We start from the raw sequence: 26,525 nt of genomic DNA on the forward strand, positions 1-26,525 counted from the left end.
CATGACGGACAAGGTCGCCGTGCGGCGCGCGCTTCTTTCGGTTTCGGACAAGTCCGGGCTGGTGGACTTCGCCAGGCAGCTGGCGACGCACGGTGTCGAGCTCGTCTCCACCGGCGGCACGGCGCGCGCGCTGCGCGATACCGGGCTGGACGTGAAGGACATTTCCGAACTGACGGACTTTCCGGAAATGATGGACGGGCGCGTGAAGACGCTGCACCCCAAGGTCCATGGCGGGCTTCTCGGCGTGCGCGGAAACGCCGAACATGAAGCCGCGATGGCGGCGCACGACATCGCCCCCATCGACCTGGTCTGCGTCAATCTCTACCCCTTCAGCGAGACCGTGGCGCGCGGCGCGGACCGCGACGAGATCATCGAGAATATCGACATCGGCGGTCCCTCGATGGTGCGCTCGGCCGCAAAGAACCACGCCGCCGTCACCATCGTCACCGATCCCGCCGACTATGCCCTGGTCGCTGCCGAACTCGACGAACAGGGCGGCGCGACAAGCCTTGCCATGCGGCGGCGGCTCGCGGCCAAGGCCTATGCGGCCACGGCCGCCTATGATTCCGCGATTTCCAGCTGGTTCGCCTTTTCCGACCAGGGCGAAGCGTTCCCGGAGACGATGACGGTCGCCATGTCCCGGTCGAGCGAACTCCGCTACGGCGAGAACCCGCACCAGGCGGCTGCGGTCTACACGCCCATGGGCCCGCACGCCGCCGGGGTCGCCCAGGCCGAACAGGTCCAGGGCAAGGAGCTGAGCTACAACAATCTGAACGACGCGGACGGCGCGCTCGACCTGATCAGCGAGTTTCGCGGCGAGGCGCCGACCATCGCGATCATCAAACATGCCAATCCCTGCGGCGTCGCCACGGACGAGACGGTCGAGGCGGCCTACCGCGCGGCGCTCGCCTGCGACCCCGTCTCCGCGTTCGGCGGTATCATCGCCGCGAACCGGCCGCTCGACGGCGCCGCCGCCGAGGCGATTACGGGGATCTTCACCGAAGTCGTCATCGCGCCCGACGCCGATGCCGACGCGCGGGAGATCTTCGCGAAAAAGAAGAACCTGCGACTGCTGCTGACCGGAGAGCTTCCCGATGCGGCGCGCACCGGCCTGCTGCTGAAGACGATCGCCGGCGGCATGCTGCTGCAGTCGCGCGACAATGCACTTGTCGACGGCGGGGCGGGCGCCTCCGGCAGTGACCTCAACATCGTCACCAAGCGTGCACCGACAGACGCGGAACGCGCCGACATGATGTTCGCCTGGCGCGTTGCGAAACATGTGAAATCGAACGCCGTCATCTACGCCAAGGGCGGGTCGACCGCCGCCATCGGCGCCGGCCAGATGAGCCGGCTCGATTCCGCGCGAATTGCCGCCTCGAAAGCACGTGATGCGGCGGAGGCAGCGGGATGGGACGCGCCGCGTACGCAGGGAAGCGCCGTCGCGTCGGACGCCTTTTTCCCGTTCGCCGACGGCCTGGTCGCCTGCGCCGAGGCGGGCGCCACGTCGGTGATCCAGCCCGGCGGCTCGGTTCGGGACGAGGAGGTCATCGCCGCCGCCGACGAACGCGGGCTGGCCATGGCATTTACCGGCATGCGGCATTTCCGGCACTGACCCGCACTCCTCCCCCGCCTGAGTAAGGCGGGGTCTGAGGGCCCGGCAGCGAGCGAAGATAGACACCGAATTTAACCGAATATTTCCACGTCGCGTCTACGCCTCCCGAAGGAGATGGGGACGGCAATGGCGGTATCCGCGCAGAAATTGGTGAAACGGGCGGAAATCCTGTCCTACTTGCAGCGGCGGGGAATCGAGTCCTGCCAGCGGTCCGTTACCATGGCGACGGCGGGCAATCTGATCTTCGCCGGCCTCCTGCTGCTGACCTTTGCCGACCTGAACAGCAGTGCGGCGCTGTTGAGCCCGCTGTCGGTCATTCTGATCGGCGTCGCGCTGCGCTTCCTAGCCACGGCAAGTTCGCTTCCCAAACAGCACGACCTGAAAGGCCGGCTCGCCATCAAACGCCGCACCCGCCTGCTGGAGCTGGCCAATGCCGGTCTCGGCGCAGCCTGGCTGTGCGTGATGCTTCTTCTCGGCCAGGGGGCGTCGCACTCTGAACTGATGCTGATTGGCTTTACCGCAGCAGGCGTGATGGGTGTCGAGGCGATCAGCCTGTCGGCGCTGCCGAGGGCTGCTGCGATTTCCGTCGGTTGCATCGCCGCCGGCGGCATGGCCGCCATGGCCACGGCAGGCGAGATCGGCGGCGTTGCCCTGATGATCGCGCTGATGCTGATGCTGATGCGCGGTATCGTTCAGCGCTATCACACCTTCCGCAACTCGCACCTGCGGACCCGCGCGCTGCGGCGTTCGCGCGACGTCATCAGCCTGCTGCTGCGCGAAACAGACTGGGCCCGCACGGACTGGCTATGGGAGCTCGACGCAGGCGGACGTCTCGTCGATCCGGGTTACCGCTTCGCCGAGGCGGCGGGACGAAGCATCGGGTGGCTCCGCGGCCTGACCCTCGACGCCCTGTTCGACGAAGGCCCGGAACGAACCCAGTTGGTACATTATCTGGAGGCGAAGCTCTCCTTTCGCAACGTTGCCGTGCGCGTCACGCGCGACGGCGAAACCCGCTGGTGGTCACTTTCCGGCAGGCCAGTAGAAAATGGCGACCGAGTGGCGTTCCGCGGCTTTGCTACAGACATTACCGAAATGCGGGAGGCCGAAGCAAAAGTCGCCTATATGGCGCATTTCGATGCGCTGACCGGGTTGGCGAACCGCGCCACGTTCAACCAGGACTTCTCCAGATCTCTCGAGCGGCGGCGCGGTCAGCAGCAGGTCGCGCTGCTGTTCCTCGACCTCGACCGCTTCAAGGCCATCAACGATCTGTACGGCCACGATGTGGGTGACAGCGTACTGGCGGAGGCGGGCGTCCGCCTGAAGACCGTCCTAGACGAGGCTTTGACCGTTGCGCGCTTCGGCGGCGACGAATTCGCCGTCCTCCTCGAAGGCCGGGACGTGGAGGCGCGCGCCCGCGACGTCGCCCGCCGGATTTTCGATGCGTACCGCGACCCGGTGGCGGCAGGTCCGCACCGGCTCGAAGTGGGTACGAGCATCGGCATGGCGGTCGCGCCGCGCGACGGCAAGACGATGGGCGACCTGATCCGTGCGGCCGATCTCGCGCTGTACGAGGCGAAGCGTTCGGGCAGAGGCCAGATGTGCGCGTTCCGCCCGGAAATCGGCGAGCGCGACGACGAAAGCCGGGCGCTTCAGGCCGACCTGATGAACGCGATGAACAGCGAGCAGCTGGAAATCCACTACCAGCCGCTGATCGACGTGAAGACGCGCGCGACGATCGGCTATGAGGCGCTGCTGCGCTGGCGCCGCCCGGACGGACGCCTGATCATGCCGGACGACTTCATTCCGCTGGCAGAGCGCTGCGGCCTGATCGTACCGCTTGGCGAGTGGGTGATCCGCGAGGCCGTGCGGCAGCTTGCCGACTTCCCGGACGATGTCGGTGTTGCCGTGAACGTCTCGCCGGTACAGCTTCGCGACGGCAACCTGCCCGCGACGGTCATGTCGGCGCTGGCGAGCTGCGACCAGCCGGGGCACAGGCTTGAGCTGGAAATCACGGAGAATGTCGTGCTGGAGGATTCTTCGGCCGTGCGCGCCTCGCTTGAGACTCTGCAGAAGATGGGCGTGCGCCTCGCCCTCGACGACTTCGGCACGGGGTATGCCTCGCTGAATTATCTGCGCCAGTTCCGCTTCGACAAGGTGAAGATCGACCGGAGCTTCATCAGCGAATTCACCAGCCGCAAGGAAAGCCTAGCCGTGCTTCGGGCGACGATCGACCTTGCCTCGAACCTCGGGATCACCACCCTGGCCGAGGGGGTCGAATCTGAAGAGCAGATGGAACAACTCGCCCGCGAAGGGTGCCGCCAGGCACAGGGGTTCCTGTTCTCCGCTGCCAAACCCATAGGCGAATTCACCGGGGTCCCGGGCCAGACCGGTTCCGGCCTCGCCGCAGCGCCGCATGCGCTTGCGCCCGAAGCCACCGAGTCTGCGGCGGTGCCCGAGGGCAAGGTGATCGTGAAGAAACTGCGCGCCTCGCCCTGAGCGAAATTGCCCTCCCGGTGCCGGCTGTCGGATTCGAACCAACGGCCTACCGCTTACAAGGCGGTTGCTCTACCAGCTGAGCTAAGCCGGCCTCCCGGGACAAAGCCGCCATGCGCGACCGACCGCGTAGCGGTCAAGCGGTGAAGTGCACTCCCTATGTCGGTATACTTTACACTAGCCGAATGGTTTGTCCACCAAGTGACTATTTTCATTAGTAAGTTGTCCAATGGCACCGTTCGTGCAGTATGGGCCGAGTAGGGGTTTAGTTTGCGTTGCGTGGGACGGTATCGCCGGCCCCGTGTCGCCGTCATAGGGGGGCCACTCTGGACGACGCCGAATTTGGACGAGAGCGGGGAAAAGACCGCCTGTGCCGTCATGGCTAGGCTGTCGCATCTCCTCGTCAGCGTTGCGAGCCAAATGCTGGTAGGGGGCGATATTAGCGTTCCCTGCCTAATCGGGGCCGCCGGCGGCATACCGGCGAGTGAAAAGCGTGAGGGCGACCGCGCCACACCGCTCGGCACCTACAGGCTGTCGACAGTCCTGATGCGGCCCGACCGGGTGGTGCCGCCGCCGGGCATCGCCCTGCCTTGGCGTTGGACGGCGAAGGCCGACGGATGGTCCGACGATCCCGAAGATCCCGCCTACAACCGTCCGGTGCGCCACCCCCATCGCCATTCCGCCGAACGGATGTGGCGCGACGACGGCCTGTACGACATCGTGGTAACGCTATCGCACAATACGCCTGCCATTCCCGGCGCAGGCAGTGCCGTCTTCCTCCACTGTACCGCAGCCAAGCCGCATACGGCGGGCTGCGTAGCGGTGGAACGCGGCGCCCTTCTCACCCTGCTGCCGCTGCTGGCGGCGGAGAGCTATCTGAGCATCGTCTAAAGGTCGCGGCGGACGACGCCTGGAAAGCCCATGACGAAGTCGGGGCCGAACGCCGTCGACGGCGTGTGGGTCCCGGGGGCGGCGTCTCCGCGGTCCACCCGGAGCGCAGCATCGAGCGCCGTGTGCGCCGTAAGGCGATAGGCCTCGGGCGTCTCCAGTTCAGCGACGGCGCGGGTGCCGTCGGCGGCTTCGGCCTCGGCCACCAACACTGCGCGGGCCCGGTTGCGGACCTCCTCGGACGGGCCGGCCGGCATGCGGTCGATCGCCCTGTGGCCAAGCCACTGCCCAAGCCGCGTGCCCATGAACCAGCGGGCCGGGCCGGGCAGCGACGCGGCCCGCTTCAGCTGGTCGTTGAGGACGAAGTGCACTTCGATATCGGGAATGCCGGTGGAATGGTAAGCTGTTGCCACATCGCCCCAGGACACGGCCATCGTCGGGACAACACCGTTGCCGAGATCGGCCGAACTGCGTGGTGGCTCCTCGAGATATTCGATCTGCCCGGCGCGGCGCACGGCGGTTCCGCGCGCAATTCCCTCAAGCGCCGTCCGGGCGGTCCCGCGGCTGACCTCCTCGAGCCCGCCGATCACCAGCGTAAGCTGGCGGGCGTGCGGAAGCCGGCGGTGAACATGAGCTGCGAGACAGTCGGAGGGGACGACGTCGAAGCCGGCACCCGGCAGCAGGACCACCCCCCTCGTCTTTGCTTCACCGTCGAGGCCGAAAAGCGATTCGAAGACGGAAATTTCGCCGGTTATGTCGAGATAGTTGATGCCCTGAGCCAGACATGCCCGGGCGAGCGGGAGGGCGGTCTTCGAAAAGGGACCGGCAAGATTGAGCACCGTGGTAACGCCGGACAGATGGGCTTCCGGATCGGTGGAGAGGCCGAAGTCGCGCGTTTCGAGCCCGTACTTGCTGCCGAGCGCGTTGAGCGGCTCGGCGCGGCGCCCCCCGAGGAGAGGAGACAGGCCGCGCACGGCCGCCCGCTCCGTCACCAGCCGTCCGGTATAGCCATAGGCGCCGTAGAGAAGGAGGCTCATGCCGCGCTAAGCCCCCGCCGCCGCGGACGCCTCCCTTTCGCGGGCCCGCACAGCCGCAGGCCTGGCGAGGCAGCGGTCGCGATAGTCGGCCAGCGGCTTTGACGGCTGCAGCATGCCGAAGCTGGCGAGAAAATCGACCGAACCGGCAAGCAGCAGATCCGCCATGGTGAAGCGCCCGGCGCTGACCCACTCCCGGTCTGCCAGTCTGCGCTCGAGCGCGGCGACCATCTTGTCGAAACTGCCCCACGGAAAGGAGACAGGATTGGGCGCGATCCCGGCGATCTTCTCAGCCATCGCCGGCTCGATCACCGACGGGGTGTAGAACAGCCAGTAGAGAAACTCGCCGCGCGCCGGGTCATCCGCAAGAGGCGCCAGATCGCCGGCGGCGTAGCGATCGGCAAGATAAAGGGCGATTGCCGCCGAGTCGGCGACGCTCGTCTCACCGTCGGTAAGCGCCGGGACTTTGCCGAGCGGACTCGCCTCGGCGAACCCCTTCGGGTCTCGCCGCGTCTCGGCGCGGATGTCGACTGCTTCCAGCCGATAGGGCCGCCCCACTTCCTCCAGCATCCAGAATGCGCGCGCAGAGCGAGTCTGCGGGCTCCAATACAGGGTGATCATGCTCGTTCCTCCGCATCGAATGCAGCGAGGTGCGCCGCCACCTGTTCATAATCCTTGGCGAGCCAGCGTGCACCCGCTTCCCGCAGCCGGTCGCCATGACCGTCGAGCACATGCCCCGCCGCCAGCAGGCCGCACACCTGCATCCCGGCCTTCGCCGCGGCGGTCACGCCGACGGGCGAGTCCTCGATGACGAAACAGGAGCCAGGATCCGCCGCCAGCTGTTCGGCGGCGTAGAGATAGATGTCGGGAGCAGGCTTGCTATGCTCCACATGAGTTTTGCCGCTGTAGATGTGCGGCTCGAAACGCGACTTGATGCGGTGGTGGCCGAGATGCGCATCGAGCCAGCGCATGTCGCTGGACGAGACGATCGCCACAGGGCGGCCGGGAGGCAAGTCGGCGACGAATTCGAGCGCCCCGGCCACCGGCTCGACGCCTTCGCGCATGATTCGCCGGTCCTCTTCGCCGCGCCTGGTATGGAAAGCCTCGGGAACGGGTCCGCCCAGCCAGGCCTCGAGCGCGCGAAAGAAGTTCGTCCCAGACAGGCCGGTGAATTCGCGCACCGCATCGGCGAGCGACGTGGGACGGCCGAGATCGGTGAGAAGGTCCGCCAGATGCAGGTTCCCGGCGAGCTCGCTTTCGACGATGACGCCGTCGAAGTCGAAAATAACCGGCGCGCCGCTCATGGACTGGGCCGATCGCCGAACAGCGCCGTCCCCACACGGACATGCGTGGCGCCGAGCATGACAGCGCTCTCATAATCCGCGCTCATGCCCATGGAGAGATCGGCAAGACCCTGTTCCCCGGCAAGCTTCGCCAGCAGTGCGAAATAGGGTGCCGCCTCCGTTCCGGCGGGCGGGATGCACATGAGGCCGGTGGGAGCGATCCCTGCCTCTTCCATCCGGCTATGCAGGGCGCCGATCTCGCCGATCGGGCAGCCGCCCTTCTGCTCTTCCTCCCCGATATCGACCTGCAGGAAGGTCCGGGTGGGATGGTCGGCGGCCGCCTTCCCCAGTTCCTTCACCAGCGAGGACCGGTCGACCGAGTGAATGCAGTCGAACAACCCGGCAGCGTCGGCCGCCTTGTTGGACTGCAGCCGTCCGACCATGTGCAGGCGTACGTCAGGAAACTCCTCCTTCAGCGCAGGCCATTTGCGCTGCGCCTCCTGCACGCGGTTCTCGCCGAAATCGCGGTGCCCGACCTCCAGCAAGGGCCTGATCCGGTCCGGCTCATGCATCTTCGACACCGCGATGAGGGTGATCTTCGAGGGATCGCGGCCCGCGACCTTTGCCGCGCGGGTGATGGCGGTTCTCACCGCCTCGAGTCTCTGTTCGGCCTTTTCCATCGCCGCCCGCTATATATGCGGCATGAGACGCTGCAACCGCCTTCCCGTCCGCTGGCTGTTCACCGACGAGCGCATCGGCGATCGGTTGTGGACTTCGCTCGAACGCCTGCCGCGCGGCAGCGGCGTCGTGTTCCGGCACTATCGGACACCGAACCGGGCTGCTCTCCTGGAACAGGTGGACGCGCTCGCCGTGCGCAAAGGGCTGCTGCTGGTCGCAGCCGACCCGCCGACCGGCTGGACGGGCCCGCGCCATGCCAACCGCGGCGACCGAAGGCCCGGCGCGCTGACCGCCTCCGCACATGATGCGGCCGAGCTGGTGCGCGCCGCCAGGCTGGGTGCGGCGCTTGCCTTTCTATCGCCGGTATTTCCGACGCGCTCGCACGCGGCCGCCGCCGCGCTCGGACCGCTCCGATTCGGCCGGATGGCACGTCGCAGCCCGCTCCCGGTGGCGGCGCTCGGCGGCATGGACGAGCACCGCTTCAGGCGGCTGAAACCGCTCGGGGCTGCCGGTTGGGCGGCCATCGACGCGTGGATCCCGGAACAGGATGAAAATGGACCGGGGCGCAAGTTACCCGGTTGGAAGCCGATCAGAAGCTGAGCGACGTTCCCAGATAGACCGTCCCGGTTTCCTTCGCGCGGTCCTCGTCGCGGTTGACGAAGTCGCGGGTGAAGGCTTCCGGCCGGATCCGGTCGTAACGCACCCCGCCCTTCAGCGAGAGACGCTGGTTCAGCTCGAAGGCGCCGCCAAGTTCGACGGAGACGGATTCGCCGAGCGGGGTCGGCACGTAGATGTTCTGGTCGGCGGGCTGGGAGGCGCCGGCCTTCACGTCCGCACGCCAGGTCTTTGCCTCGTAGCCGAGGCCGACCGCGACGCTCTCGCGCTCGGACCCTTCGACGCGGCCCTCCTCGCGGTCATATTCGCCGGAGAGGGAGAAGCCGGCATAGCCGACGTCCACGCCGGTCGCGACCTTTACGGCGCGCGTGTCTGCCGATGCGCGCGAGGCAGTCGGTTCGGTTCCGCCGGGCTGGGTACGGGCACGGTCGACGCGGCGGATGACCTCCACCGTCACGCGCTCCTTGTCCTTTTTCTGCCGCGACGGCGTGAAAGCAAAGCGGCTGTCGATCTCGGACATCCTGCCCGGAAGAGTGCGGGCGGATTTTCCTGCCGGGGTGAAGCTGCCGAGCGTACCGGCCGCCACGCGGGCATCATCTCCCGCCTTACCGGCATCCTCCTGGGCGAAAACGGGAGCTGCAAGGAGCAGCGCGAACGCGCCGGCGAGCATGAAAGACGATTTACTTGTCATCGCAAACTCCCCACTCGCATTGCAGCCAAAGTCCCATACGCATCGGCCATGCCCGATCCCCCTTGAAGTTCCGAGTCTTAAAAAGGGTTCCGGAGAAGATTCGGTGACATTTCCGGCAAGCTGTGACCGCAACACCACGTCATAGCGCAAATGATGGGGGAAATGACGTAGGTCGCACGGCGATACCCTGCCGGCGAGGCGGGCTTTGCGCCCATGCCCCGGCCGCGCTACAAGCGCCGGCCAGAGTAATCGTCCGGTTGGAAATCCGTCCTCATGTCTTTCTTGCACACTGTGTTTCGTCCGCTTGGCGCGGCCCTCCTTGCCCTCCCGCTGCTGGCCTGCGGAGGCGGCGGGGCAGACCGCGAAGTCCAAACGCTGGCGAACGCGCGCCAGGTCACGAATATCGGCGTGAACGGGTTTCTCTGGCGGGCCAGCCTGGAAACGCTTGCCTTCATGCCGATGGCGCAGGTGGACAGCCAGGGCGGCGTCATCGTCACCGACTGGTACGCCAACCCGCAGGCGCCGGAAGAGCGTGTGAAAGTCACCGTCTTCATTCTCGACCGTGAGCTGCGTGCCGACGGCGTGCGCGTGGCGGCGGTGCGCCAGCAAAGCGTCGCTGGAAACTGGGTCGATGTGGCGGTGCGCGCCGGTACGGTGCAGAAGCTGGAGGAGGCGATCCTGTCGCGCGCCCGTGACCTGCGCCGGGCCGCCACCGCGGGCTAAGCGTCATGACATCCTTCGATCCCGCGAAGGCGGACGGGAAGTGGCAGGCCGAATGGGCGGGACGCGAGACGTTTCGCGCCGACACGGCCTCGGAGCGCCCGAAACGCTACATTCTGGAGATGTTCCCCTATCCCTCGGGGCGCATCCACATGGGCCATGTGCGCAATTACACCATGGGCGACGTGCTTGCCCGGTGGCGCAAGATGGCCGGCGACGAGGTGCTGCACCCGATGGGATGGGATGCGTTCGGCATGCCGGCCGAAAACGCCGCGATGGAGCGCGGGGTCCATCCGGAAGGCTGGACCCGGGCGAATATCGAGGCGATGCGCGCGCAGCTGCAGACGCTGGGCCTCGCCATCGACTGGAGCCGCGAATTCGCGACCTGCGACGCGGACTATTACGGCCATGAACAGGCGCTGTTCCTGAAGTTCATGGAAGCCGGGCTCGTCTATCGGCGCGAGGCCTATGTGAACTGGGATCCCGTCGACATGACCGTGCTTGCGAACGAGCAGGTCATCGACGGCAAGGGCTGGCGATCCGGCGCGCCCGTCGAGCGCAAGAAACTGTCGCAATGGTTCCTGAAGATCACCCAGTTCGCGGACGAGCTGCTCGACGGTCTCGGAACCCTCGAAAACTGGCCGGACAAGGTTCGCACCATGCAGGCGAACTGGATCGGGCGCAGCCGCGGCCTGACCTTTCGCTTTCGCATCGAAGGCCGCGACGAAGGGCTGGAAGTCTATACCACCCGGCCCGACACCATGTTCGGCGCAAGCTTCGCCGGCATTGCCGCCGATCATCCGCTGGCGCTAAAGCTGGCGGAGGACAACGCCCAGCTCGCGGCCTTCATCGAGGAGTGCCGCAAGTCGGGGACGTCGGAAGCCGACCTGGAAACCGCCGAGAAGCGCGGCTTCGATACCGGCCTGCGCGTGATCCACCCGCTCGACGAGACGATCACACTGCCCGTCTTCGTCGCCAATTTCGTCCTGATGGATTATGGCACGGGCGCGATTTTCGGCTGTCCGGCGCACGATCAGCGCGATCTCGATTTTGCGCGCAAATATGCGCTGCCGGTGCCGCGCGTCGTGGCCCCCGAGGGCGAAGAAAACGCGCCGATCGGTGAGGAGGCCTATACCGGCCCCGGCAAGCTGGTGAATTCGGAATGGCTGACCGGGATGGACGTTGCGGACGCCATTGCCGCCGTCATCGAGAAAGCCGAGGCCGAAGGCTGGGGCGAAGGCACGACGCAGTACCGCCTGCGCGACTGGGGCGTCAGCCGCCAGCGCTATTGGGGCACGCCAATCCCGATCATCCACTGCGATGACTGCGGCGTCGTCCCCGTTCCAGCCGACCAGCTTCCCGTCGAACTGCCGAAGGATGTCGATTTCGGCACGCCCGGAAACCCGCTGGTACGCCATCCGAGCTGGAAGCAGGTCGACTGTCCGTCCTGTGGCGGCAAGGCGGAGCGGGAAACCGACACGCTCGACACCTTCGCCGATTCATCCTGGTATTTCCTGCGCTTCGCATCGCAGCCGGAGGACCGCCCGTTCGATCCGAAGGCTATCGCCGCCTGGCTGCCGGTCGACCAGTATATCGGCGGCGTCGAGCATGCGATCCTGCACCTGCTCTATGCCCGCTTCTGGACGCGCGCGCTTGCCCATGTCGGCATGATCGAATCGGGTCTGACCGAGCCCTTCCGACAGCTGTTCACGCAAGGCATGGTCACGCACGAGACTTACTCAGTCACTCGTCCAGCAACTGACGAAGACAGACGGATCTGGGGCTGGGACAAAGATCCAGGCGCCGACTACATCACCGAATGGCGGTCGCCTGCAGAGATCAAGCGCACAGACAAGGGACTAATAGATAAGTCTACCGGATTGAAGGTTCTCGTAGGCCGCGTCGAGAAGATGTCGAAGTCGAAGAAGAACACGGTCGATCCCGAGCCAATCATCCAGCGCTACGGCGCCGATGCGGTGCGCTGGTTCGTCCTGTCCGATTCGCCGCCCGAACGCGACCTGGAGTGGTCCGAAGCCGGCATCGAGGGCGCATCGCGCTTCGTCGGCCGGCTGTGGCGCCTGGTCACGGCGGAGGCCGGAACGGGTGACGATGAAGCCGTCCTGAAAGCGGCGCACCGGGCACTGGCAGGCGTCACCGAGGACCTGGAAGCGCTACGCTTCAACAAGCTGGTGGCGCGCTGCTACGAGCTGACGGGCGCGATCGAAAAGGCGAAGCCGTCGAAAAGCCGCAGCGAGGCCATCCGCATGCTGGTTCGGATCGTTGCGCCGGCCATGCCGCATATCGCCGAAGAGGCCTGGGCCGCGCTTGGCGGCGAGGGGCTGGTGGCCGAGGCCGCGTGGCCCGAAGCCGACCCCGCCCTGCTGGTCGACGACAGCGTGACGATCGCGGTTCAGGTGAACGGCAAGCTGCGCGATACGGTGGACGCAGCGAAGGGCGCCCCCCGCGAGGAAATCGAGGCGCTCGTCATGGCACGCGAGAAGATCGCCGCGGCCACCGAGGGCAAGACCGTCCGCAAGGTGATCGTCGTCCCCGACCGGCTGGTGAATCTGGTCGTCGCATGATCGCGGCGCGGGCCTCTCTCGCGATACTCCTCGCGCTCTCTGCGCCCGCATGCAGCCTGCAACCCGTTTATGGCGGCGGCGCATCCGGCGCGGCGGCCTCGGGCCTCGCCATGGTCGACGTCCCGTTGATCCCCGAACGCTCGGGCTACCTTGTAAGACAGGCGCTTCTCGACCGGCTCGGTACCCCGGCAGGCGAGCAGGCCTACCGTCTCGACATCCGCCTGGACGACGACATCACCGGCTTCGGCGTGCGCGGCGACGATTCCATCACGCGTGAGCGCCGCACCCTGCGCGCACGCTGGCAGCTGGTGGAGCTGGCGACGGGAGAAGTCCTGATCGACGCAACCTCGCGCAGCGATGCCGGCATCGACGTCGTGTCCTCGGACTATGCCGTGGTCGCAGCGGAATCGACGGCGCTTGAGCGGCTGTCCCGCGACATCGCCGAGGATATCACGCAGCGCCTCGCTCTCCTGCTGAGCCGCAGGACAGCGGGATGAAGCTGGACAAGCGACCGGAGATCGCCCGGTTCGCAGCGAACCCACCGGCCGATGTGCGGCTGTTCCTCTTTTATGGTGCCGATGAAGCGAGCGCGCGGGCAAGCGCCGCGTCGCTATTCTCGGCGCTCGCGGGCAGCGAAGACACGGAGAAGGTGCATCTCTCGCCCGCCAATTTGAAGGACAGCCCGTCGAAGCTGGCCGACGAGGGGGCCGCAATTTCGATGTTCGGCGGCAAGCGGGTCTGCTGGGTCGAGCCGATTGCCGGTGCCGGGGCGAACCAGGTCATCGCCGCGGCCGAGGCTTTGCTGGAAGCGGGGCGTGTCGACAATCCCGCTATCCTGATCGCCGGCGACCTGAAGCCGACCCATGCACTTGTGAAGCTGGTGCAGGCGAGCAAGGCGGGCGCCGCCCTTCGCTTCTACGCCCCCTCCGCCCGCGACGCAGAAGCGGCAGTGAAGGCGATGTGCGCCGAAATGGGACTGGAACCGACCCGTTCGGCCCTTCTTCGCCTGACCGAAACGGCATTGGCGAGCCAGGCCGTCGCCGAACAGGAACTGCGCAAATATGCGCTTTACCTCGGCGCGACCCCGGAGACCCCGCAGCCGCTGGAAGACGAAACGCTCGATCTTCTGGGAGCCGCCTTCGCGGAGGCGGCCTTCGGAACGCTCGTGGACGGCGTTCTCGGCGGCCGGCCGAAGACTGCGATCCGCGAACAGGGCCGGCTGACAGCCGAAGGCAAGGTCGCGGTGGCGCAGACGCGCGCGCTGCTGCGCCGGCTGCACCAGATCCTCGACCTGAACGGCGCGAAACCACCGGGTCAGTCTGCAAGCGCCTATCTGGACAGTCTGGGGCGGCGGATTTTCTGGAAGGACAAGCCGGCGCTCGCTGCGCAGATGGACCTGTGGCCGCTCGCGGATGCCGAGCGCGCACTGGACAGGCTCAGCTTTCTGGAAGCGAAGCTGAAATCCTCGGGTTCGGTAAATGGGGACGTGCGTGCGGCGCAGGAATTTCTGGCTCTTGCGCGCAGGGGGCAGCAGCGGCGCCAGCGCAACCTGCGCTGATCACCGAAATCGGCACCGAGGACGCGGGGCTAACGCCGCCGTGCCGTCGACTGAAGAAATTCCGAAAGGCGGTTGTAACCGCCGCGGACGACACTCTGTTCGACAGGGCGGTCGAGCGACGCCAGCAGCGAACCCAGCGTCTCCGAACGCCGTAAGCCATCGGGCAGTTTGCTGTCGTTCCGGGCCAAGGCCAGTCTCATCGTCAAGTCCAAATCGCGCCGCTTATGTGCGGCAAATTACGCAACGAGAACAGGCGATCTGCAATATTTGTTCCGCCGGCGCGGGCCGGGACTGGCTGATTTAGGGCCCGAACTGTTGTTCAAACGCCACAGAAGAGACGAAGGACGGCAACGCGGCTCAGCTCTCCAGTTCGACGTCCCAGTAGAGGAAGTCGCGCCAGGTTTCGTGGCAGTAATGCGGCGGAAAGCCCCGTCCGTTGGACTGGAGTTCGTGCGTCGTCGGCCTGCGCGGTGTGGAGAACAACTCCATATGCGCCTCCCGCGGTGTCCGGCCACCTTTCGCCAGGTTGCACGGCGCGCAGGCGGTGGTGACATTTTCCCATGTGGTCATGCCGCCATAGGCGCGCGGGATGACGTGATCGAAGGTGAGGTCGCTGGTTTCGCCGCAATATTGGCAGGAAAACCTGTCGCGCAGGAACAGGTTGAACCGTGTGAACGCCGGGTGTGCGGCCGGTTTTACATATTCGCGCAGAGCAATGACGGAGGGGAGCTTCATCTGGAAGCTCGGGGAGCAGACGGCGCGCTCATATTCCGCGACCACGGCGACACGGTCGAGAAACACGGCCTTGATCGCCGTCTGCCAGGCCCAGAGACTGAGCGGATAGTAGCTAAGCGGCGTATAGTCCGCGTTGAGGACCAAGGCCGGGCAGGCTTCCAGTGCCTGACGCCTGTCCCGGTGCAGGTCCGGATGGTTCATTGCAGTCACACAGCCCTCCCTCTGCCGCCAGAAGGCGAACAGAAACGGCCGCGTCACCGCACCCCATCGCACACGGGTCGTCCGGAAACGCCCCTGGAGACGGCTGACAGGGCTGGTCCCGGCCCGCCGAACTCTTGACTTGGGGCGCCCATGACGCCCCTCTATGACGAGCGAATGACACCAGAGCGGGAAAAGTTGGTCAACAGTCAATTCGCCGCGACTCGTGGATTGAGGCCGGTTTGCGTATGATTTCCCGCTTTGCGCCCTCGCCCACCGGCTATCTTCACGACGGACACGCCTATTCCGCGCTGCTTGCGGCAGAGCGGTCCGACGCCCTGCAACTGCGGATCGAGGATCTCGATCAGGGCCGAAGCCGGCCCGAGTTCGTCGAAGCGATTTTCGACGATCTCGCCTGGCTCGGCATCGAGTGGACGGGACCCGTTCTCTATCAGTCGGAGCGCGCCGAAGCCTACCGGGCCGCCCTCGCCAGGCTTGATGCGTGCGGCGTGCTCTACCCCTGCTTCTGTACCAGAAAGGATATTGCGGAGGCCGGCGCGGCGCCGCACGGGCCCGATGGCCCGCTTTACCCTGGAACGTGCCGGAGCCTCACGGATTCCGAGCGGCAGGACCGCCGCGATACCGACGCCTTCGCGCTGCGCCTCGACAGCGCAAGAGCCGCGCAGCTTGCCGGGCCATTGCAGTACAGCGAGCGCGGAACGCGCCATGAGGTGACCCCCGGCCTGCTCGGCGACGTCGTGCTGGCGCGGAAGGATGCGGCGGCAAGCTATCAGATCGCCTCGGTGCTCGATGACGCCGAACAGGAGATCAGTCTGATCGTCAGGGGCGAAGACCTGCTTCCGTCCGTGCATGTGCAGCGGCTGCTGCAGGCTCTTCTCGGGCTGCCCGAACCTGCCTATGTCCACCACGCGCTGCTTACCGGCGCAGATGGCAAGCGGCTGGCGAAACGGAACGGGGCCGAACCGCTCAGGCGGCTGCGAGCCCGGGGGACGGACCCGGCAGCCGTGCGCGCCCGGCTCCTCGCCCTCGCGAAATCGAACGGCGACCGTTAACCGGGCCGCCAACAGGAATATCAGGGACAAGTCATGACGCGTCACGCAGCCCTTCTGCTCCTTCTCGCCAGCACATCCTTTTCCGCCGACGCCGCGCCGATCCCGGAGGTGGTGGAAGCCATGCTGCGCGATGCGTCGGCGGACGAACTGGCAACGGTCGAGAAGCTGGCGAAACGCGCGGCGCCGGACAGCGCGAAGGAGATCGCGGCGCTGGCGAAGGAGATTCGCACGACGCGTGCGGAAGCGAAGGCGGAACGCATCGCTTCGCAGGGGTTCTTCGACGGCTGGGCAGGCGAGGGCGCGATCGGCGGCTCCCTCTCCTCCGGGAACACCGACGAACTCGGCGTGTCGGCCTCGCTCAATCTCGACAAGCGGACGACGCGCTGGGAACATGATATCCGTCTTAGCTTCGACTATCTGGAGACCAACGGCACGGTTCGGCGGGAGCGGATCTATTCCGGCTATACGGGCCGATTCGATCTGTCCGGCGATGCGTTCTTCTCGTTCGGCCTGCTGAGCTTCGAGCGCGACCGGTTCTCCGGGATCGAATATCGCTTCACCGAGTCTCTGGGTCTCGGCTACCGATTGGCCGACAGCGACGACCTGAGCTGGACGGTGGAAGGAGGCCCCGCCCTGCGCCAGACAGGGTTCACCGACCAAGAGGACGAGAACCGCCTGGACCTGCTCGGAAGAACCGATGTGGAATGGAAACCGAGTTCGACGGTGACGCTGTCACAGGGCGCCGGCTTCGTCCTGTCGACCGGCAACAGCAGTTTATATTCCAAGTCCGCAGCCACGGCGAAGCTCGCCGGCAATCTGTCGGCCCGCATGAGCTTCGATGTGCTGCACGAGACCGACCCGCCCGACGGCCGCGAGTCCACCGATACGATCACGCGCGCGAGCCTGGTCTACGGTTTCTGACCGGATAGCCGCAGGCTGGCGCCATCGCAGCCGCAACCAGGGCGGATCAGGCGGCCCGGCTGTGCGCCCGTGGGTGGACAGCCGCGATCCGGCGACGCGCGAGGGCATCGGCAGCGCGGTGCGGCGCCGTCGCGCTGCGCTCTGCATGATCGAGAACGGCGGCAAGCCGGTCGCCTGTGGAACGAACGCGGGTCTCTACCTCCTCCTGGCTCCATCCGAGATATTCGGCGCAGACATTTATGATGCCCCCGGCGTTGACGACATAGTCGGGCGCGTAGAGCACCCCGCGCTCGGCGAGGCGGTCGCCATCCTCCTCGGACGCCAGGACATTATTGGCAGCGCCGCACACTATTGCCGCCCGCAGTTTCGGGATGCTGCGCGCGTTGAGGACCGCGCCGAGCGCGCACGGCGCGAACACGTCGCACTTGGCTTCGACGATCATTTGCGGGTGCGAGATCATGGCTCCGTAGCGGCAGGCCACATGCGCCGCGACGTCGGAGCGCGGCTCCGAGACGATCAGCCGGGCGCCCGCCTCGTGGAGAAGGGCGCACAGGGCCGATCCGACATGGCCGAGGCCCTGGACGGCGACAGTTAGCCCGTCGAGACCGGTTCCGAGCTTGCGGCGGGCCGCCTCTTGCATCGCCAGGAACACACCGAGGGCGGTCCAGGGCGACGGATCACCGCCCGGCCGGCCTTCCGATGCAGCAAGACCGGCGACATGACGGGTCGCGCCGCTGACCGCCTGCATGTCGGTGACGCCGGTTCCGGCGTCCTCGGCGGTGACATAAGTGCCGCGAAGCCTATCCACCGCGCGGCCGAATGCGGCGAACAGCCTTGCCCGGTCGAAACCACCCTCGGGCGCACGGATCACCGCCTTGCCGCCGCCGAGCGGCAGGTCGGCCATCGCATTCTTATAGGCCATGCCCTCGGCAAGGCGCAGGGCGTCGCGTCTCATCTCCTGCGGGCCGGGATAGGTCCAGAAGCGGCACCCGCCCGCCGCCGGGCCGAGCCGTGTCGAGTGAAGCACGATCACGCCCTCGAGACCCGAGTCCGGGTCGCTCAGCATGTGGACGGCTTCCGGGGGAACAGCCGCGGCCTGGTCGAAATCACTCATCTTGTCGCTCCTTCGTCTTCCGCACTTCTCGACCGTGGGGAGCGAAATGTCTGACCTAAAACAGACGCGAGAAGCAGAATCCGAGGAGAATCTTTCCCGGTTCATTGCGAATCGGGGTTAATTCTCCCTCCTTCGCGGCCGCTCATTGAATCGGCAGGCTGGTCGTCGACTTGATTTCGGAGAGCGCGACGGTGGAATTCACCTCCTGAACGCCGGGAAGCTGCGACAGGCGGTCGAAGAAAAAGCGCTCATAGGCGTCGATGTCGGTGGCGACGATGCGCAGCAGGAAATCGACCGAGCCCATCAGGACGAAACATTCGAGAACTTCGGGAAAGGCGCGGATCGCTTCGGCGAACTCGTCGAGATGTTTCCGCCCATGCGTGTTCAGCTTCACCTGCGCGAAGACATGGGCGTTGAGACCGATTTTGTGACGATCGATGAGCGCCACGCGCCGCTTTATGAAGCCCTCCTTCTCCAGCCGGTCGATCCGCCGCCAGCATGGCGAAGCCGACAGGCCGACCTTTTCGGCGATCGCGGCGGTGGGAAGCGAAGCATCTTCCTGCAGCAGCGCGAGGATGCGCTTTTCATAGGGGTCGAGGCTTTCCGGGTCAGCCATGGCAGTCCTGTCCGACAGCTGGAATTCTTCCGATGATCGGCGGGCTCGTCATGCCGCCGGAAGCGGCAGCCGGTGCGTGCATTTCATTTCCGACAGCGTCGCGGTCGAGCGGATGTCCTCCACGCCCGGCAAGCGCAGCAGGGTGCGGAAGGTGAAATTCTGGTACCAGGCGATGTTCGGGGCGAGCACCTTCAGCATCACGTCCATCTCTCCGAACAGCGTATAGGCCTCGGTGATTTCGGGGATATTCTCGATCGAGCGAATGAAGCGCTCGCGGTCCTCGTCGCTGAGGCGAGTCATCTTGAGCTGGGCGAAGATGTACATGCTTTCGCCGAACTTTTCCCGGTCGAGGACCGAAACCTGCTCCTTGACGTAGCCCTCGTCCTTCAGGCGCTGGATCCGCCGCCAGCAGGGCGATTGCGACAGCCCGACCCGTTCCGCGATCTCGCTGGAGGATTCAGAGGCATCGATCTGCAATCGGTCGAGAATCTTTAGGTCCAGCCGGTCGAGTTCAGTCGCCATAAATATGTCCTGTCGAGCGGGATTCGCGAATAGTCGATGTCGAGACCTAGGCAGACTCGCGAAAAGGAACAAGAATTCACCAGTGTGATCGACTAGGCTAACCCCATCTATGCAAACGGGCGGACAGCATATGGCGGGCGAAGCGCTGCGCACGTTCGACGGTGAGGCCGTGCGGCGCCACCTGGACTATCCAAGCTGCCTGAAGGTCGTGCGCGATGCGATGATGGCGTTGTCGGCGGGCAGGACCAGGCAGTTGCTGCGCAGCATGATCCAGATGGGCGAGGGCCGCACTTTTGCGCAGATGCCGGGCACCTTGGGCGACGATGACATGTTCGGCGCAAAGCTGATCAGCGTGTTTGCCGATCCCGACCGCCCCGGGACCCGGCGTCATCGGGGCCTGGTGGTGATGTTCGAGCCCGAAAACGGCCGCCCCGTCTGCGTCGCGGACGCCGAAGAAATCACGCACATCCGGACCGCCGCCGCCAGCGCCGTGGCGACCGACGCGCTGGCAAAACCGGATGCCCGCACATTGCTGATCGCCGGCACCGGAGGACAGGCGCGCTCACACCTTCACGCGCTGCCACTCGTCCGCACGTTCGACCATGTCGTCATCTGGGGGCGCGACCCGGCAAAGGCCGAGGCGCTGGCGCAGGACGCCGCTGAAAAACTCGGCCTTCCCGCCACATCCTGCCGCGAGCTGAAGGCGGCAGCGGAGCGCGCGGATGTGATCTGTACCCTGACGACCGCGCGAGAGCCCTTCCTGTTCGGCGACTGGATCCGGCCGGGCACACATATCAACCTGGTGGGATCGAGCGCGGCGGGCCCGGTGGAAGTGGACACCCCCCTCGTCGCCAGATCGCGCTACTTCGTCGACAGCCGGGCGTCGGCGCTGGACGCCGCGGCAGAATTCCTGGTCGCGCGCGACGAGGGCGCCGTCGCCGACAGCCATATCCTCGCGGAGATCGGCGACGTCCTGCTGAACCGGGCACCCGGCCGCGAATCGCCATCCGACATCACAGTCTACAAGTCGCTAGGCCATGCCGTTCAGGATCTGGCCGCCGCGGCGCATCTTTATCGGAGTTAGAACCCGGCATGCTTACCCTGCTGCGCCCCGCCCTTGTCCTGTTGTCCTGCGCCTTGCTGGTAAGCCCGGCACTGGCGCAGCCCGAGCGGCTGACCATCATCGCCAACGGGGAACAGGTCGGGCATGTCGAGGCCGACCGGTCGGGCCGTGAGGTGCGCGTCCATTACGACCTGAAGAATAACGGGCGCGGGCCGACCACCGACGAAGTCCTTATCCTCGACGAAGCGGGCCTGCCGCAGCGCTGGACGATCAAAGGCAGTGCGACGTTCGGCGGGGAAATCGAAGAACGGTTCGTCCGCGAGGGCGGGGAAGCCCGCTGGAGCGATTCGACGGGGCAGCGTGAAGCCGCCCTCGACGCGCCCACACTCTACGTCGCCCAGAATGCCAGTCCCTGGGCGCTCGGGCTCTATGCCCGGGTGCTTCTCGACCGGCCGGACCGGCGCATTGCGGCCCTTCCCGGCGGCACGCTGTCGCTGGAACCGATGGCGCCCGTGACCTTAGGTAGCGAGAGCTACCGTGCCTTCTGGGTACGGGGGATCGGCCTGTCGCCCGACATGGTCCTGCTCGACGGCCACGATCGCCTGTTCGCCGTGCTGTCGGCACGGGGCGTGACGGTCCGCAGCGACGCAGAGGCCTATGCCGCACAGCTGCAGAATATCGCCGCGGAGCGCACCGCCGAGCGGTTCGAGGCCATTCAGGCAGAGGTCGCCCGGGACTTCGATGCGCCCATCCGCATTCGCGATGTCCGAATATTCGACGCCGAGAGTGGCACATTGGGCGAGCCCGTCTCGGTGCTCGTCTTCCGCGACCGGATTGCCGCAGTCGAACCGCTGACGAGCCCGCCCACGCCGGGAGAAGTCCTGATCGACGGCGGCGGCGGTACGCTGGTACCAGGCCTCCACGACATGCATGCCCATGTCGGCCTGCAGTCGGCGCTCCTCTACCTGGCTGCCGGTGTCACCTCCGTGCGCGACATGGGCAATGACAACGGCTTTCTGCTGGACCTGCAGGCCCGGATCGAGAGCGGCGACCTGGCCGGCCCGCGCATTATCCGCAACGGCTTCCTCGAGGGCCGGAGCGACTACAGCTCGCGCAATGGTTTCATCGTCGATAGCGAATCGGCCGCGCTCGATGCCGTTCGCTGGTACGCCGCGCGCGGCTATTGGCAGATCAAGATCTACAATAGCCTGAATCCCGACTGGGTGCCGGCGGTCGTTCGGGAGGCCAGGCGTCTCGGCATGGGCGTGACGGGCCATATTCCCGCCTTCACCGACGCCGATGCGATGATTTCGGCGGGCTATGACGAGATCACGCATATCAACCAGCTGATGCTGGGCTGGGTCCTGGACGAGGGAGAAGACACGCGGACGCCGCTGCGCCTGACCGCGATGCGGCGCACCGCCGACCTCGATCTGTCAGCGGAGCGCGTCGAGCGTACCGTCGCCGCGATGGCGAGCGAGGGCGTCGCGCTGGACCCGACCGCCGTTACCCTGGAACTGCTGATGCTGAGCCGGGACGGCGCGATCAGCCCGGCAGTGGCGAACTATTTCGACCATCTGCCCGTGGGGCTGCAGCGCCGGCGCCAGCAAGCCATCGCGCCCATTGAAAGCGGCCGCGACGACGCGGCCTATCGCGGCTCTTTCGAACGCATCAAGGAGCTTGTGAAACGCCTGCACGACCGCGGCGTGCAACTCCTTCCCGGCACCGATGACGGTACCGGCCTGTCCGTCCACCGGGAGCTGCAAATCTATGCCGAGGCGGGCATTCCGCCCGCCGAGGTGCTGAGCCTCGCGACTTTGGGCGCCGAAACCTATCTCGGCCGGGAGCAGATGCTGGGCAGCATCGAGAAGGGCAAGCTGGCCGACTTCCTGCTGATCGACGGCAACCCGCTGGAGGACCTGGCTCTGCTGCACGACATCCGCATGGTGGTGAAGGACGGCACGGTCTACTTTCCGGCGGACATCTGGACGGCGGTCGGCGTCGAGCCCTTCGCGGGCCCGCCGGAGATCACGATGCCGGCCTCTCCCTGAACGGCGAGACCGGCGCGGAGGACCTAACGCCGCTGGCGGCGCCAGAGGTACCAGACCGCGCCGACGGCAGACCAGACGAGAAGCAAGAGATAGGGGCGCCAGTCCGCTTCCCATCCGGCAAGGACGAGCCCTGCCGCGCATAGCGCACCGGCCCAGCCGAACATCCGGATATATCGTGGGGAGGGGCGGAAGCTGGCCCGGGCGGCGATCTCGGGATGGCTTTGCGCAACACGCGCCGCCGACAGACAGATGCTGCCATATTTTACGAGGTTGGGAATGTTCACCGCCAGGAACAGGAAGGTAAGCTCCATCGGCAGGAACAGGCCGACGCACCCGATCGCGAAGACCGTCAGAAGCGCAAGGTACGGCGTCTTCCACCGCGGATGCACGCGCGCGAGCGCTACGGGCAGCATGTCGGCCTCCGCCATGGCGAGAAGACTGCGACTGAACAGCGTGAAGATCGCGTTGAGGCTGGTTCCGATGGCAATGACGGCGGCGCAGACGATTAGCGGAACGGCGACCGGCCCCATAAACGCCTGCGCAGCCTCCAGAATGGGCGCATCGCTCGCCGCTAGCCTTGCCGGCCCCAAAATGCCGAGCGCCACTGCGGAGACGGCGAGATAAAGCAGGCTGGCCGAGCCGATGGCGACGGCGATGCCGACGGGAATCGTCCGGCGGCCATCGACCACCTCCGCGCCCGCCTCGGTCGCCGCTTCGATGCCGAAGAACAGGCCCATCAGCAGCGGCGCGGCGGCGACCACGCCGCCAAAGCCGCCGGGAAGCAAAGGATCCAAGCGCGCCGGATCGAACGCGGCCGCGCCTCCCCACGATATGAAGGCACCGAACAGGAGGAGGAGGAACACCATCATGAGGCCCTGCACGCGCGCGGCGATGCCCACGCCGAACAGGTTCGCCAGCAGGGCGAGCAGCAGGAGGACGAACATGGTGGGCCGGGTCGGCAGCGGAACGACCATCGAGAGGTAGCGCACCAGCACCAGGGCCAGGACGACCATCGCCCCCATATTCGCGACGATGCGCATCCAGGCGATGAAGAAGCCGAGCGCCGGGTGCAGGAACCGGGCCGGCCAGACGAAGGAGGCGCCCGAAACGGGCAGCGCCGAGCCGAGAAAGGCATAGCTGACCGCGATCAGATACATGGGAAAGGCCGCGACGAGGACCGACAGAAGCATGCCCGGGCCGGCCAGGGCGGTGGCGGGCGCTACGGCGGAAAAGATCGAGACGCCGACCGCCGTGCCGAGCCCGAGGGAGACGACGCCCCAGAGCGTGATGCCCTTCGCCAGGCGGGGGTTCGCCTGCGTCGCGGGTCCGGTCACTCGGCGGACGCGGACGACAGAAAGGCCCGCAGGTCGGCAATGAGGCGGCGCCAGCTCTCATCGTCCGAATAGACGACATGACCCGCCTCGTAGCGCTTCACCGTGTAGCGATCGGCCGGGATATCGGACTGATCGATCAGATAGTCGGCGGCGCCGATCGTGGTGGTGAGATCGAAGATACCGCTGGCGACGAACAGGCGCAGCGCCTCGTCCCGCTCCATGCCCGCCTCGATCAGATCCATGAACGGCCAGTTTGCGAAGGGGGAGTCCGCCCCGCCATAGATCCATGGCCGCTCGGAGCGGACGATCACCTTGTAGGCCTGCGCCCCGCCAATGCCGAGATCGCCTTCCAGATAGTCGGGCATCGCCTGGCCATAGAGTCCGGACACCGCCGAGAAGGCATCCGGTCCGACCACCTCGCCGGCGTCCGCAGGGCGGGGTGCGACGTAGCGCGCGTCGTAGCGGCCCACGACCAGCCCTTCGCCGCGCAGCAGTTCTACCCGGAACCGCTCCTTCGAAATGCGCAGGTCGTGCGCGAGATAATAGTCGGCGGGAATGCCGCTGAACTCTTCAAGCCGGCGCGCGACCTGCCGTTTCCGCGCGGAATCGAGATCGCGCCCTTCAAAAAGGGCCTGCAGATACTCCTCGCCTGCAAATTCCGCCGCCTCGCGGGCTTGCGCGGCAGGGTCGCAGGGCTGCACCGATTTGCCGTGATAGCAGGCGATGGCGGCCAGTGTGGGCAGCGAGACGACATAGCTGATGATATTGTCGGGACGCTGCGACGTCTCGATCATGTTGAGGGCCTGACCGAGAAGGATCACGCCGCCGACGCGCAGGTCCGGGGCGAGGCCGGCAAGGGCGGGCAGCATGGCTGCGGCGCGGATCGTGCCGTAGCTTTCGCCGAGGATGTAGACGGGCGCATCGCGACGCCCATGGGCCGACAGCCAGGCAGAGACGAGCTGGGACGCCGCCGCCGCATCGCCCGTCACCGACCGATAGAAGTCCGGATCGGCGTCCGCGGGAAGGTCCGAAAAGCCCGTGCCGGGCGGGTCTATGAACACCAGGTCCGCCAGATCGAGAAGCGTGTTGTCGTTGGGAGCCGCGGCAGGGTCCGCCGGCAGCGCAGCTTCCGGGTCCTGCGGCACTTCAACCCGTACCGGGCCGAGCGCGCCCATGTGAAGAAATGCCGCCGAGGCGCCGGGCCCGCCATTGAAGGCGAACAGCACGGGTCGGTCGGGCTGCGCAAGGGGGAGGGTGTAGGAGATGTACCCGGCGGTCGCGTCGGGGCCGTCCGTCCCGCTGGCAACCGGGACCAACCCGGCCTCCGCCGTGATGGCAAACGGCCCGGTAGGGCCGGCCACGCTGATCTCGCGCCGTGTCAGCAGCTCGGCCACCGGATGCGCGGTGGCGACCGCGGCGGCGAGAAAGGCCGCAAGCGTCATCGCTGCCGATCCGATGATCGATCTCAGGCTCGCTCCGCCGGTCATTCCACAATTCCTCCCGTCGGGGCAGCCGGTCGGGTGCGGGCCGGCTGCCTGCGTGCCGCTTCATTGTCGCGCCAGGTAACAAGTCCGTCGGTCAGCGTCTGCAAGCCATAGTCGAGCTGCGCCTTGCCGATGCCGAAGCCGAGACGCACATGTCCCGCCCGGCCGAAATACTCGCCGGGCGCCACGACGACCGAGCCGCGCGCGGCGAGCCAGTCGGAAAACTCCTCGGTCTCGTCGACGCCGATGAGCCGCGGAAAGGCGATGCAGCCGAATTGCGGCAGCTCTCCGTCGACCAGCTCGCGCGCACGCCAATAGGCATGATAGGCCTCGATCACCGGACGCGCGGCGTCCAGGATGCCGTCGGAATAGGCGTGTAGCTCGCTTTTCCGCTCAAGCGCGAGCGCCGCAACCGCATGGGCGAGGTTCGAGACGCTGAACTCGACCGCGTCATTCAACTCCCGGATCGGGCGCATCAGGTGGGGGTGCGCAAGCAGCCAGCCGCAGCGCAGCGTGCTGAGGCCGAACCGCTTCGTCATGCTGTCGATGGAAATCACATTGGGGGCCAAATGCACGGCAGGCGTGCGGCGCCCGGCCCCGTCGGCGTATGACGCGTAGACCTCGTCGACCACCACGGCGGCCCCCACTTTGGCGGCCCTGGTGGCGATGTCTCTCACGACATCGTCCGGGACCAGCATCCCCGAAGGATTGTGCAGGTTCGACAGCACGATGAGCCGGGTATCGGGACGAATGTTTGCCGCCACCTCGTCCGGGTCGATCGCGAACGCCGGGCCGCTCCGCTCGAAACTGTCGACGGCATGGCCCTGGGACTGGGCAATGGTGTGAAACAGGTCGAAGCACGGGCTTTCGATGAGAATCCGGTCGCCGGGCTCGAGCAGCGCACGGTAGACCAGCGACAGCGCACCGGTCGCGCCCGTCGTGCAGAGGATGCTCGATTCGGGCAGGCCGTAATGCGCAGCCAGATGACTGAGTACGAAGGGATTGCCGCTGGAAAAGGCACTTGTGTAACGCGAGGTGAGCGGCTCCGAAAAACCGTCCTCGACGATCTCGCGCAGCAGTTCGACGGGCTCGGGCACCGAGCTTTCGAACAGGCTGACCATCAGGCTGCCCGAACTGCGAACCCGGCGGATCGTGCGTCGCACCCATTGCGCATAGGACGTGCAGTGGCTGGAAGGTGACTGGAATACCATCGCCTGCCCTCAGCGGGCCTTTGTCGGATGCGCCCGGCGCCGTCCGGCC

At 66.4% G+C, this 26,525-nt stretch carries 24 protein-coding genes and 1 tRNA gene; 12 read left to right on the forward strand and 13 right to left on the reverse strand.

All coding sequences use genetic code 11. The features are described from left to right. Position 1 precedes the first annotated feature (1 nt). Both purH and KCN53_RS02835 read left to right on the forward strand, forming a co-directional pair. Positions 2 to 1,612, forward strand: a complete 1,611-nt coding sequence (purH, locus tag KCN53_RS02830) for a bifunctional phosphoribosylaminoimidazolecarboxamide formyltransferase/IMP cyclohydrolase (RefSeq protein WP_088711537.1) — start codon at positions 2 to 4, stop codon at positions 1,610 to 1,612. A 126-nt stretch (positions 1,613 to 1,738) separates the two neighbouring features. After that, complete coding sequence (locus tag KCN53_RS02835) at positions 1,739 to 4,108, forward strand: putative bifunctional diguanylate cyclase/phosphodiesterase (protein WP_172406170.1); 2,370 nt, start codon at positions 1,739 to 1,741, stop codon at positions 4,106 to 4,108. Between the two features lie 18 nt (positions 4,109 to 4,126). On the opposite strand, the gene KCN53_RS02840 is transcribed toward KCN53_RS02835, so the two are convergent. Continuing rightward, positions 4,127 to 4,199: transfer RNA gene (locus tag KCN53_RS02840), tRNA-Thr, on the reverse strand. Between the two features lie 293 nt (positions 4,200 to 4,492). On the opposite strand from KCN53_RS02840, the gene KCN53_RS02845 reads away from it, so the two are divergent. Next, complete coding sequence (locus KCN53_RS02845) at positions 4,493 to 4,996, forward strand: L,D-transpeptidase family protein (protein ID WP_224199427.1); 504 nt, start codon at positions 4,493 to 4,495, stop codon at positions 4,994 to 4,996. Here KCN53_RS02845 and KCN53_RS02850 read toward each other — a convergent pair. The 4 genes from KCN53_RS02850 to KCN53_RS02865 are packed head-to-tail and all read right to left on the reverse strand — an operon-like array spanning position 4,993 to position 7,990. After that, entirely contained in the window at positions 4,993 to 6,030 is a 1,038-nt protein-coding gene (locus KCN53_RS02850; protein WP_088711534.1) for a saccharopine dehydrogenase family protein, read from the reverse strand. The genes KCN53_RS02845 and KCN53_RS02850 overlap by 4 nt on opposite strands. A 6-nt stretch (positions 6,031 to 6,036) precedes the next feature. Next, a complete protein-coding gene (locus KCN53_RS02855) occupies positions 6,037 to 6,648 on the reverse strand; it encodes a glutathione S-transferase family protein (RefSeq protein WP_088711533.1) in 612 nt (203 codons plus the stop codon). Beyond that, positions 6,645 to 7,331 (reverse strand): HAD family hydrolase, encoded by a 687-nt coding sequence (locus KCN53_RS02860; protein ID WP_088711532.1) that lies wholly within the window; start codon positions 7,329 to 7,331, stop codon positions 6,645 to 6,647. Before KCN53_RS02860 ends, KCN53_RS02855 begins: the two co-directional genes overlap by 4 nt. Continuing rightward, positions 7,328 to 7,990, reverse strand: a complete 663-nt coding sequence (locus tag KCN53_RS02865; RefSeq protein WP_088711531.1) for a YggS family pyridoxal phosphate-dependent enzyme — start codon at positions 7,988 to 7,990, stop codon at positions 7,328 to 7,330. Before KCN53_RS02865 ends, KCN53_RS02860 begins: the two co-directional genes overlap by 4 nt. 22 nt (positions 7,991 to 8,012) lie before the next feature. Between KCN53_RS02865 and KCN53_RS02870 the strand changes: the two genes are divergently transcribed. Continuing rightward, positions 8,013 to 8,588, forward strand: coding sequence for a thiamine phosphate synthase (locus tag KCN53_RS02870; protein ID WP_088711530.1), 576 nt, complete (start codon positions 8,013 to 8,015; stop codon positions 8,586 to 8,588). Here KCN53_RS02870 and KCN53_RS02875 read toward each other — a convergent pair. Next, positions 8,578 to 9,294, reverse strand: coding sequence for a hypothetical protein (locus KCN53_RS02875; protein WP_143712173.1), 717 nt, complete (start codon positions 9,292 to 9,294; stop codon positions 8,578 to 8,580). The two genes, KCN53_RS02870 and KCN53_RS02875, sit on opposite strands and share 11 nt — an antisense overlap. A gap of 273 nt (positions 9,295 to 9,567) precedes the next feature. Here KCN53_RS02875 and KCN53_RS02880 point away from each other — a divergent pair, with 273 nt between their 5' ends. Genes KCN53_RS02880 through holA form a run of 4 tightly spaced genes read left to right on the forward strand, consistent with a single transcriptional unit; the run spans position 9,568 to position 14,154 of the window. Continuing rightward, the gene (locus KCN53_RS02880; RefSeq protein WP_088711528.1) at positions 9,568 to 10,017 is read left to right on the forward strand and encodes a DUF3576 domain-containing protein; all 450 of its coding nucleotides are present in this window, start codon (positions 9,568 to 9,570) and stop codon (positions 10,015 to 10,017) included. A gap of 5 nt (positions 10,018 to 10,022) precedes the next feature. After that, the gene (gene leuS, locus KCN53_RS02885; RefSeq protein WP_088711527.1) at positions 10,023 to 12,596 is read left to right on the forward strand and encodes a leucine--tRNA ligase; all 2,574 of its coding nucleotides are present in this window, start codon (positions 10,023 to 10,025) and stop codon (positions 12,594 to 12,596) included. Beyond that, positions 12,593 to 13,093: an LPS assembly lipoprotein LptE gene (lptE, locus tag KCN53_RS02890; RefSeq protein ID WP_088711526.1), complete on the forward strand. Its 501-nt coding sequence runs from the start codon at positions 12,593 to 12,595 to the stop codon at positions 13,091 to 13,093. Before leuS ends, lptE begins: the two co-directional genes overlap by 4 nt. Further along, the gene (holA, locus tag KCN53_RS02895) at positions 13,090 to 14,154 is read left to right on the forward strand and encodes a DNA polymerase III subunit delta (RefSeq protein ID WP_088711525.1); all 1,065 of its coding nucleotides are present in this window, start codon (positions 13,090 to 13,092) and stop codon (positions 14,152 to 14,154) included. Before lptE ends, holA begins: the two co-directional genes overlap by 4 nt. Positions 14,155 to 14,511: 357 nt before the next feature. On the opposite strand, the gene KCN53_RS02900 is transcribed toward holA, so the two are convergent. Further along, positions 14,512 to 15,090 (reverse strand): HNH endonuclease, encoded by a 579-nt coding sequence (locus KCN53_RS02900; protein ID WP_088711524.1) that lies wholly within the window; start codon positions 15,088 to 15,090, stop codon positions 14,512 to 14,514. A 245-nt stretch (positions 15,091 to 15,335) separates the two neighbouring features. Here KCN53_RS02900 and gluQRS point away from each other — a divergent pair, with 245 nt between their 5' ends. Both gluQRS and KCN53_RS02910 read left to right on the forward strand, forming a co-directional pair. Then, positions 15,336 to 16,160, forward strand: a complete 825-nt coding sequence (gene gluQRS / locus KCN53_RS02905) for a tRNA glutamyl-Q(34) synthetase GluQRS (RefSeq protein ID WP_088711523.1) — start codon at positions 15,336 to 15,338, stop codon at positions 16,158 to 16,160. 33 nt (positions 16,161 to 16,193) lie between these two features. Next, positions 16,194 to 17,081, forward strand: a complete 888-nt coding sequence (locus KCN53_RS02910; RefSeq protein WP_088711522.1) for a DUF481 domain-containing protein — start codon at positions 16,194 to 16,196, stop codon at positions 17,079 to 17,081. Positions 17,082 to 17,127: 46 nt separating this feature from the next. On the opposite strand, the gene KCN53_RS02915 is transcribed toward KCN53_RS02910, so the two are convergent. The 3 genes from KCN53_RS02915 to KCN53_RS02925 form a co-directional block, all read right to left on the reverse strand. After that, on the reverse strand, positions 17,128 to 18,195 hold the full coding sequence (locus KCN53_RS02915) for a Glu/Leu/Phe/Val family dehydrogenase (RefSeq protein ID WP_088711521.1): 1,068 nt from the start codon (positions 18,193 to 18,195) through the stop codon (positions 17,128 to 17,130). A gap of 142 nt (positions 18,196 to 18,337) precedes the next feature. Beyond that, positions 18,338 to 18,811, reverse strand: coding sequence for an Lrp/AsnC family transcriptional regulator (locus tag KCN53_RS02920; RefSeq protein WP_088711520.1), 474 nt, complete (start codon positions 18,809 to 18,811; stop codon positions 18,338 to 18,340). A gap of 48 nt (positions 18,812 to 18,859) precedes the next feature. Next, positions 18,860 to 19,333, reverse strand: a complete 474-nt coding sequence (locus KCN53_RS02925) for an Lrp/AsnC family transcriptional regulator (RefSeq protein ID WP_088711519.1) — start codon at positions 19,331 to 19,333, stop codon at positions 18,860 to 18,862. A gap of 130 nt (positions 19,334 to 19,463) precedes the next feature. Between KCN53_RS02925 and KCN53_RS02930 the strand changes: the two genes are divergently transcribed. Beyond that, positions 19,464 to 20,417: an ornithine cyclodeaminase family protein gene (locus tag KCN53_RS02930; protein WP_088711518.1), complete on the forward strand. Its 954-nt coding sequence runs from the start codon at positions 19,464 to 19,466 to the stop codon at positions 20,415 to 20,417. An 8-nt stretch (positions 20,418 to 20,425) separates the two neighbouring features. Further along, entirely contained in the window at positions 20,426 to 22,447 is a 2,022-nt protein-coding gene (locus KCN53_RS02935; RefSeq protein ID WP_088711517.1) for an amidohydrolase family protein, read from the forward strand. A gap of 23 nt (positions 22,448 to 22,470) precedes the next feature. On the opposite strand, the gene KCN53_RS02940 is transcribed toward KCN53_RS02935, so the two are convergent. The 3 genes from KCN53_RS02940 to KCN53_RS02950 are packed head-to-tail and all read right to left on the reverse strand — an operon-like array spanning position 22,471 to position 26,476. After that, complete coding sequence (locus tag KCN53_RS02940; RefSeq protein ID WP_224199310.1) at positions 22,471 to 23,781, reverse strand: APC family permease; 1,311 nt, start codon at positions 23,779 to 23,781, stop codon at positions 22,471 to 22,473. After that, entirely contained in the window at positions 23,778 to 25,268 is a 1,491-nt protein-coding gene (locus KCN53_RS02945; protein ID WP_088711516.1) for a S10 family serine carboxypeptidase-like protein, read from the reverse strand. Before KCN53_RS02945 ends, KCN53_RS02940 begins: the two co-directional genes overlap by 4 nt. Further along, positions 25,265 to 26,476: a pyridoxal phosphate-dependent aminotransferase gene (locus KCN53_RS02950; RefSeq protein WP_088711515.1), complete on the reverse strand. Its 1,212-nt coding sequence runs from the start codon at positions 26,474 to 26,476 to the stop codon at positions 25,265 to 25,267. Before KCN53_RS02950 ends, KCN53_RS02945 begins: the two co-directional genes overlap by 4 nt. Positions 26,477 to 26,525 lie beyond the last annotated feature (49 nt).

Origin of the sequence: Pacificimonas aurantium, from assembly GCF_020092905.1 — a bacterium.
GTDB lineage: Bacteria > Pseudomonadota > Alphaproteobacteria > Sphingomonadales > Sphingomonadaceae > Pacificimonas > Pacificimonas aurantium.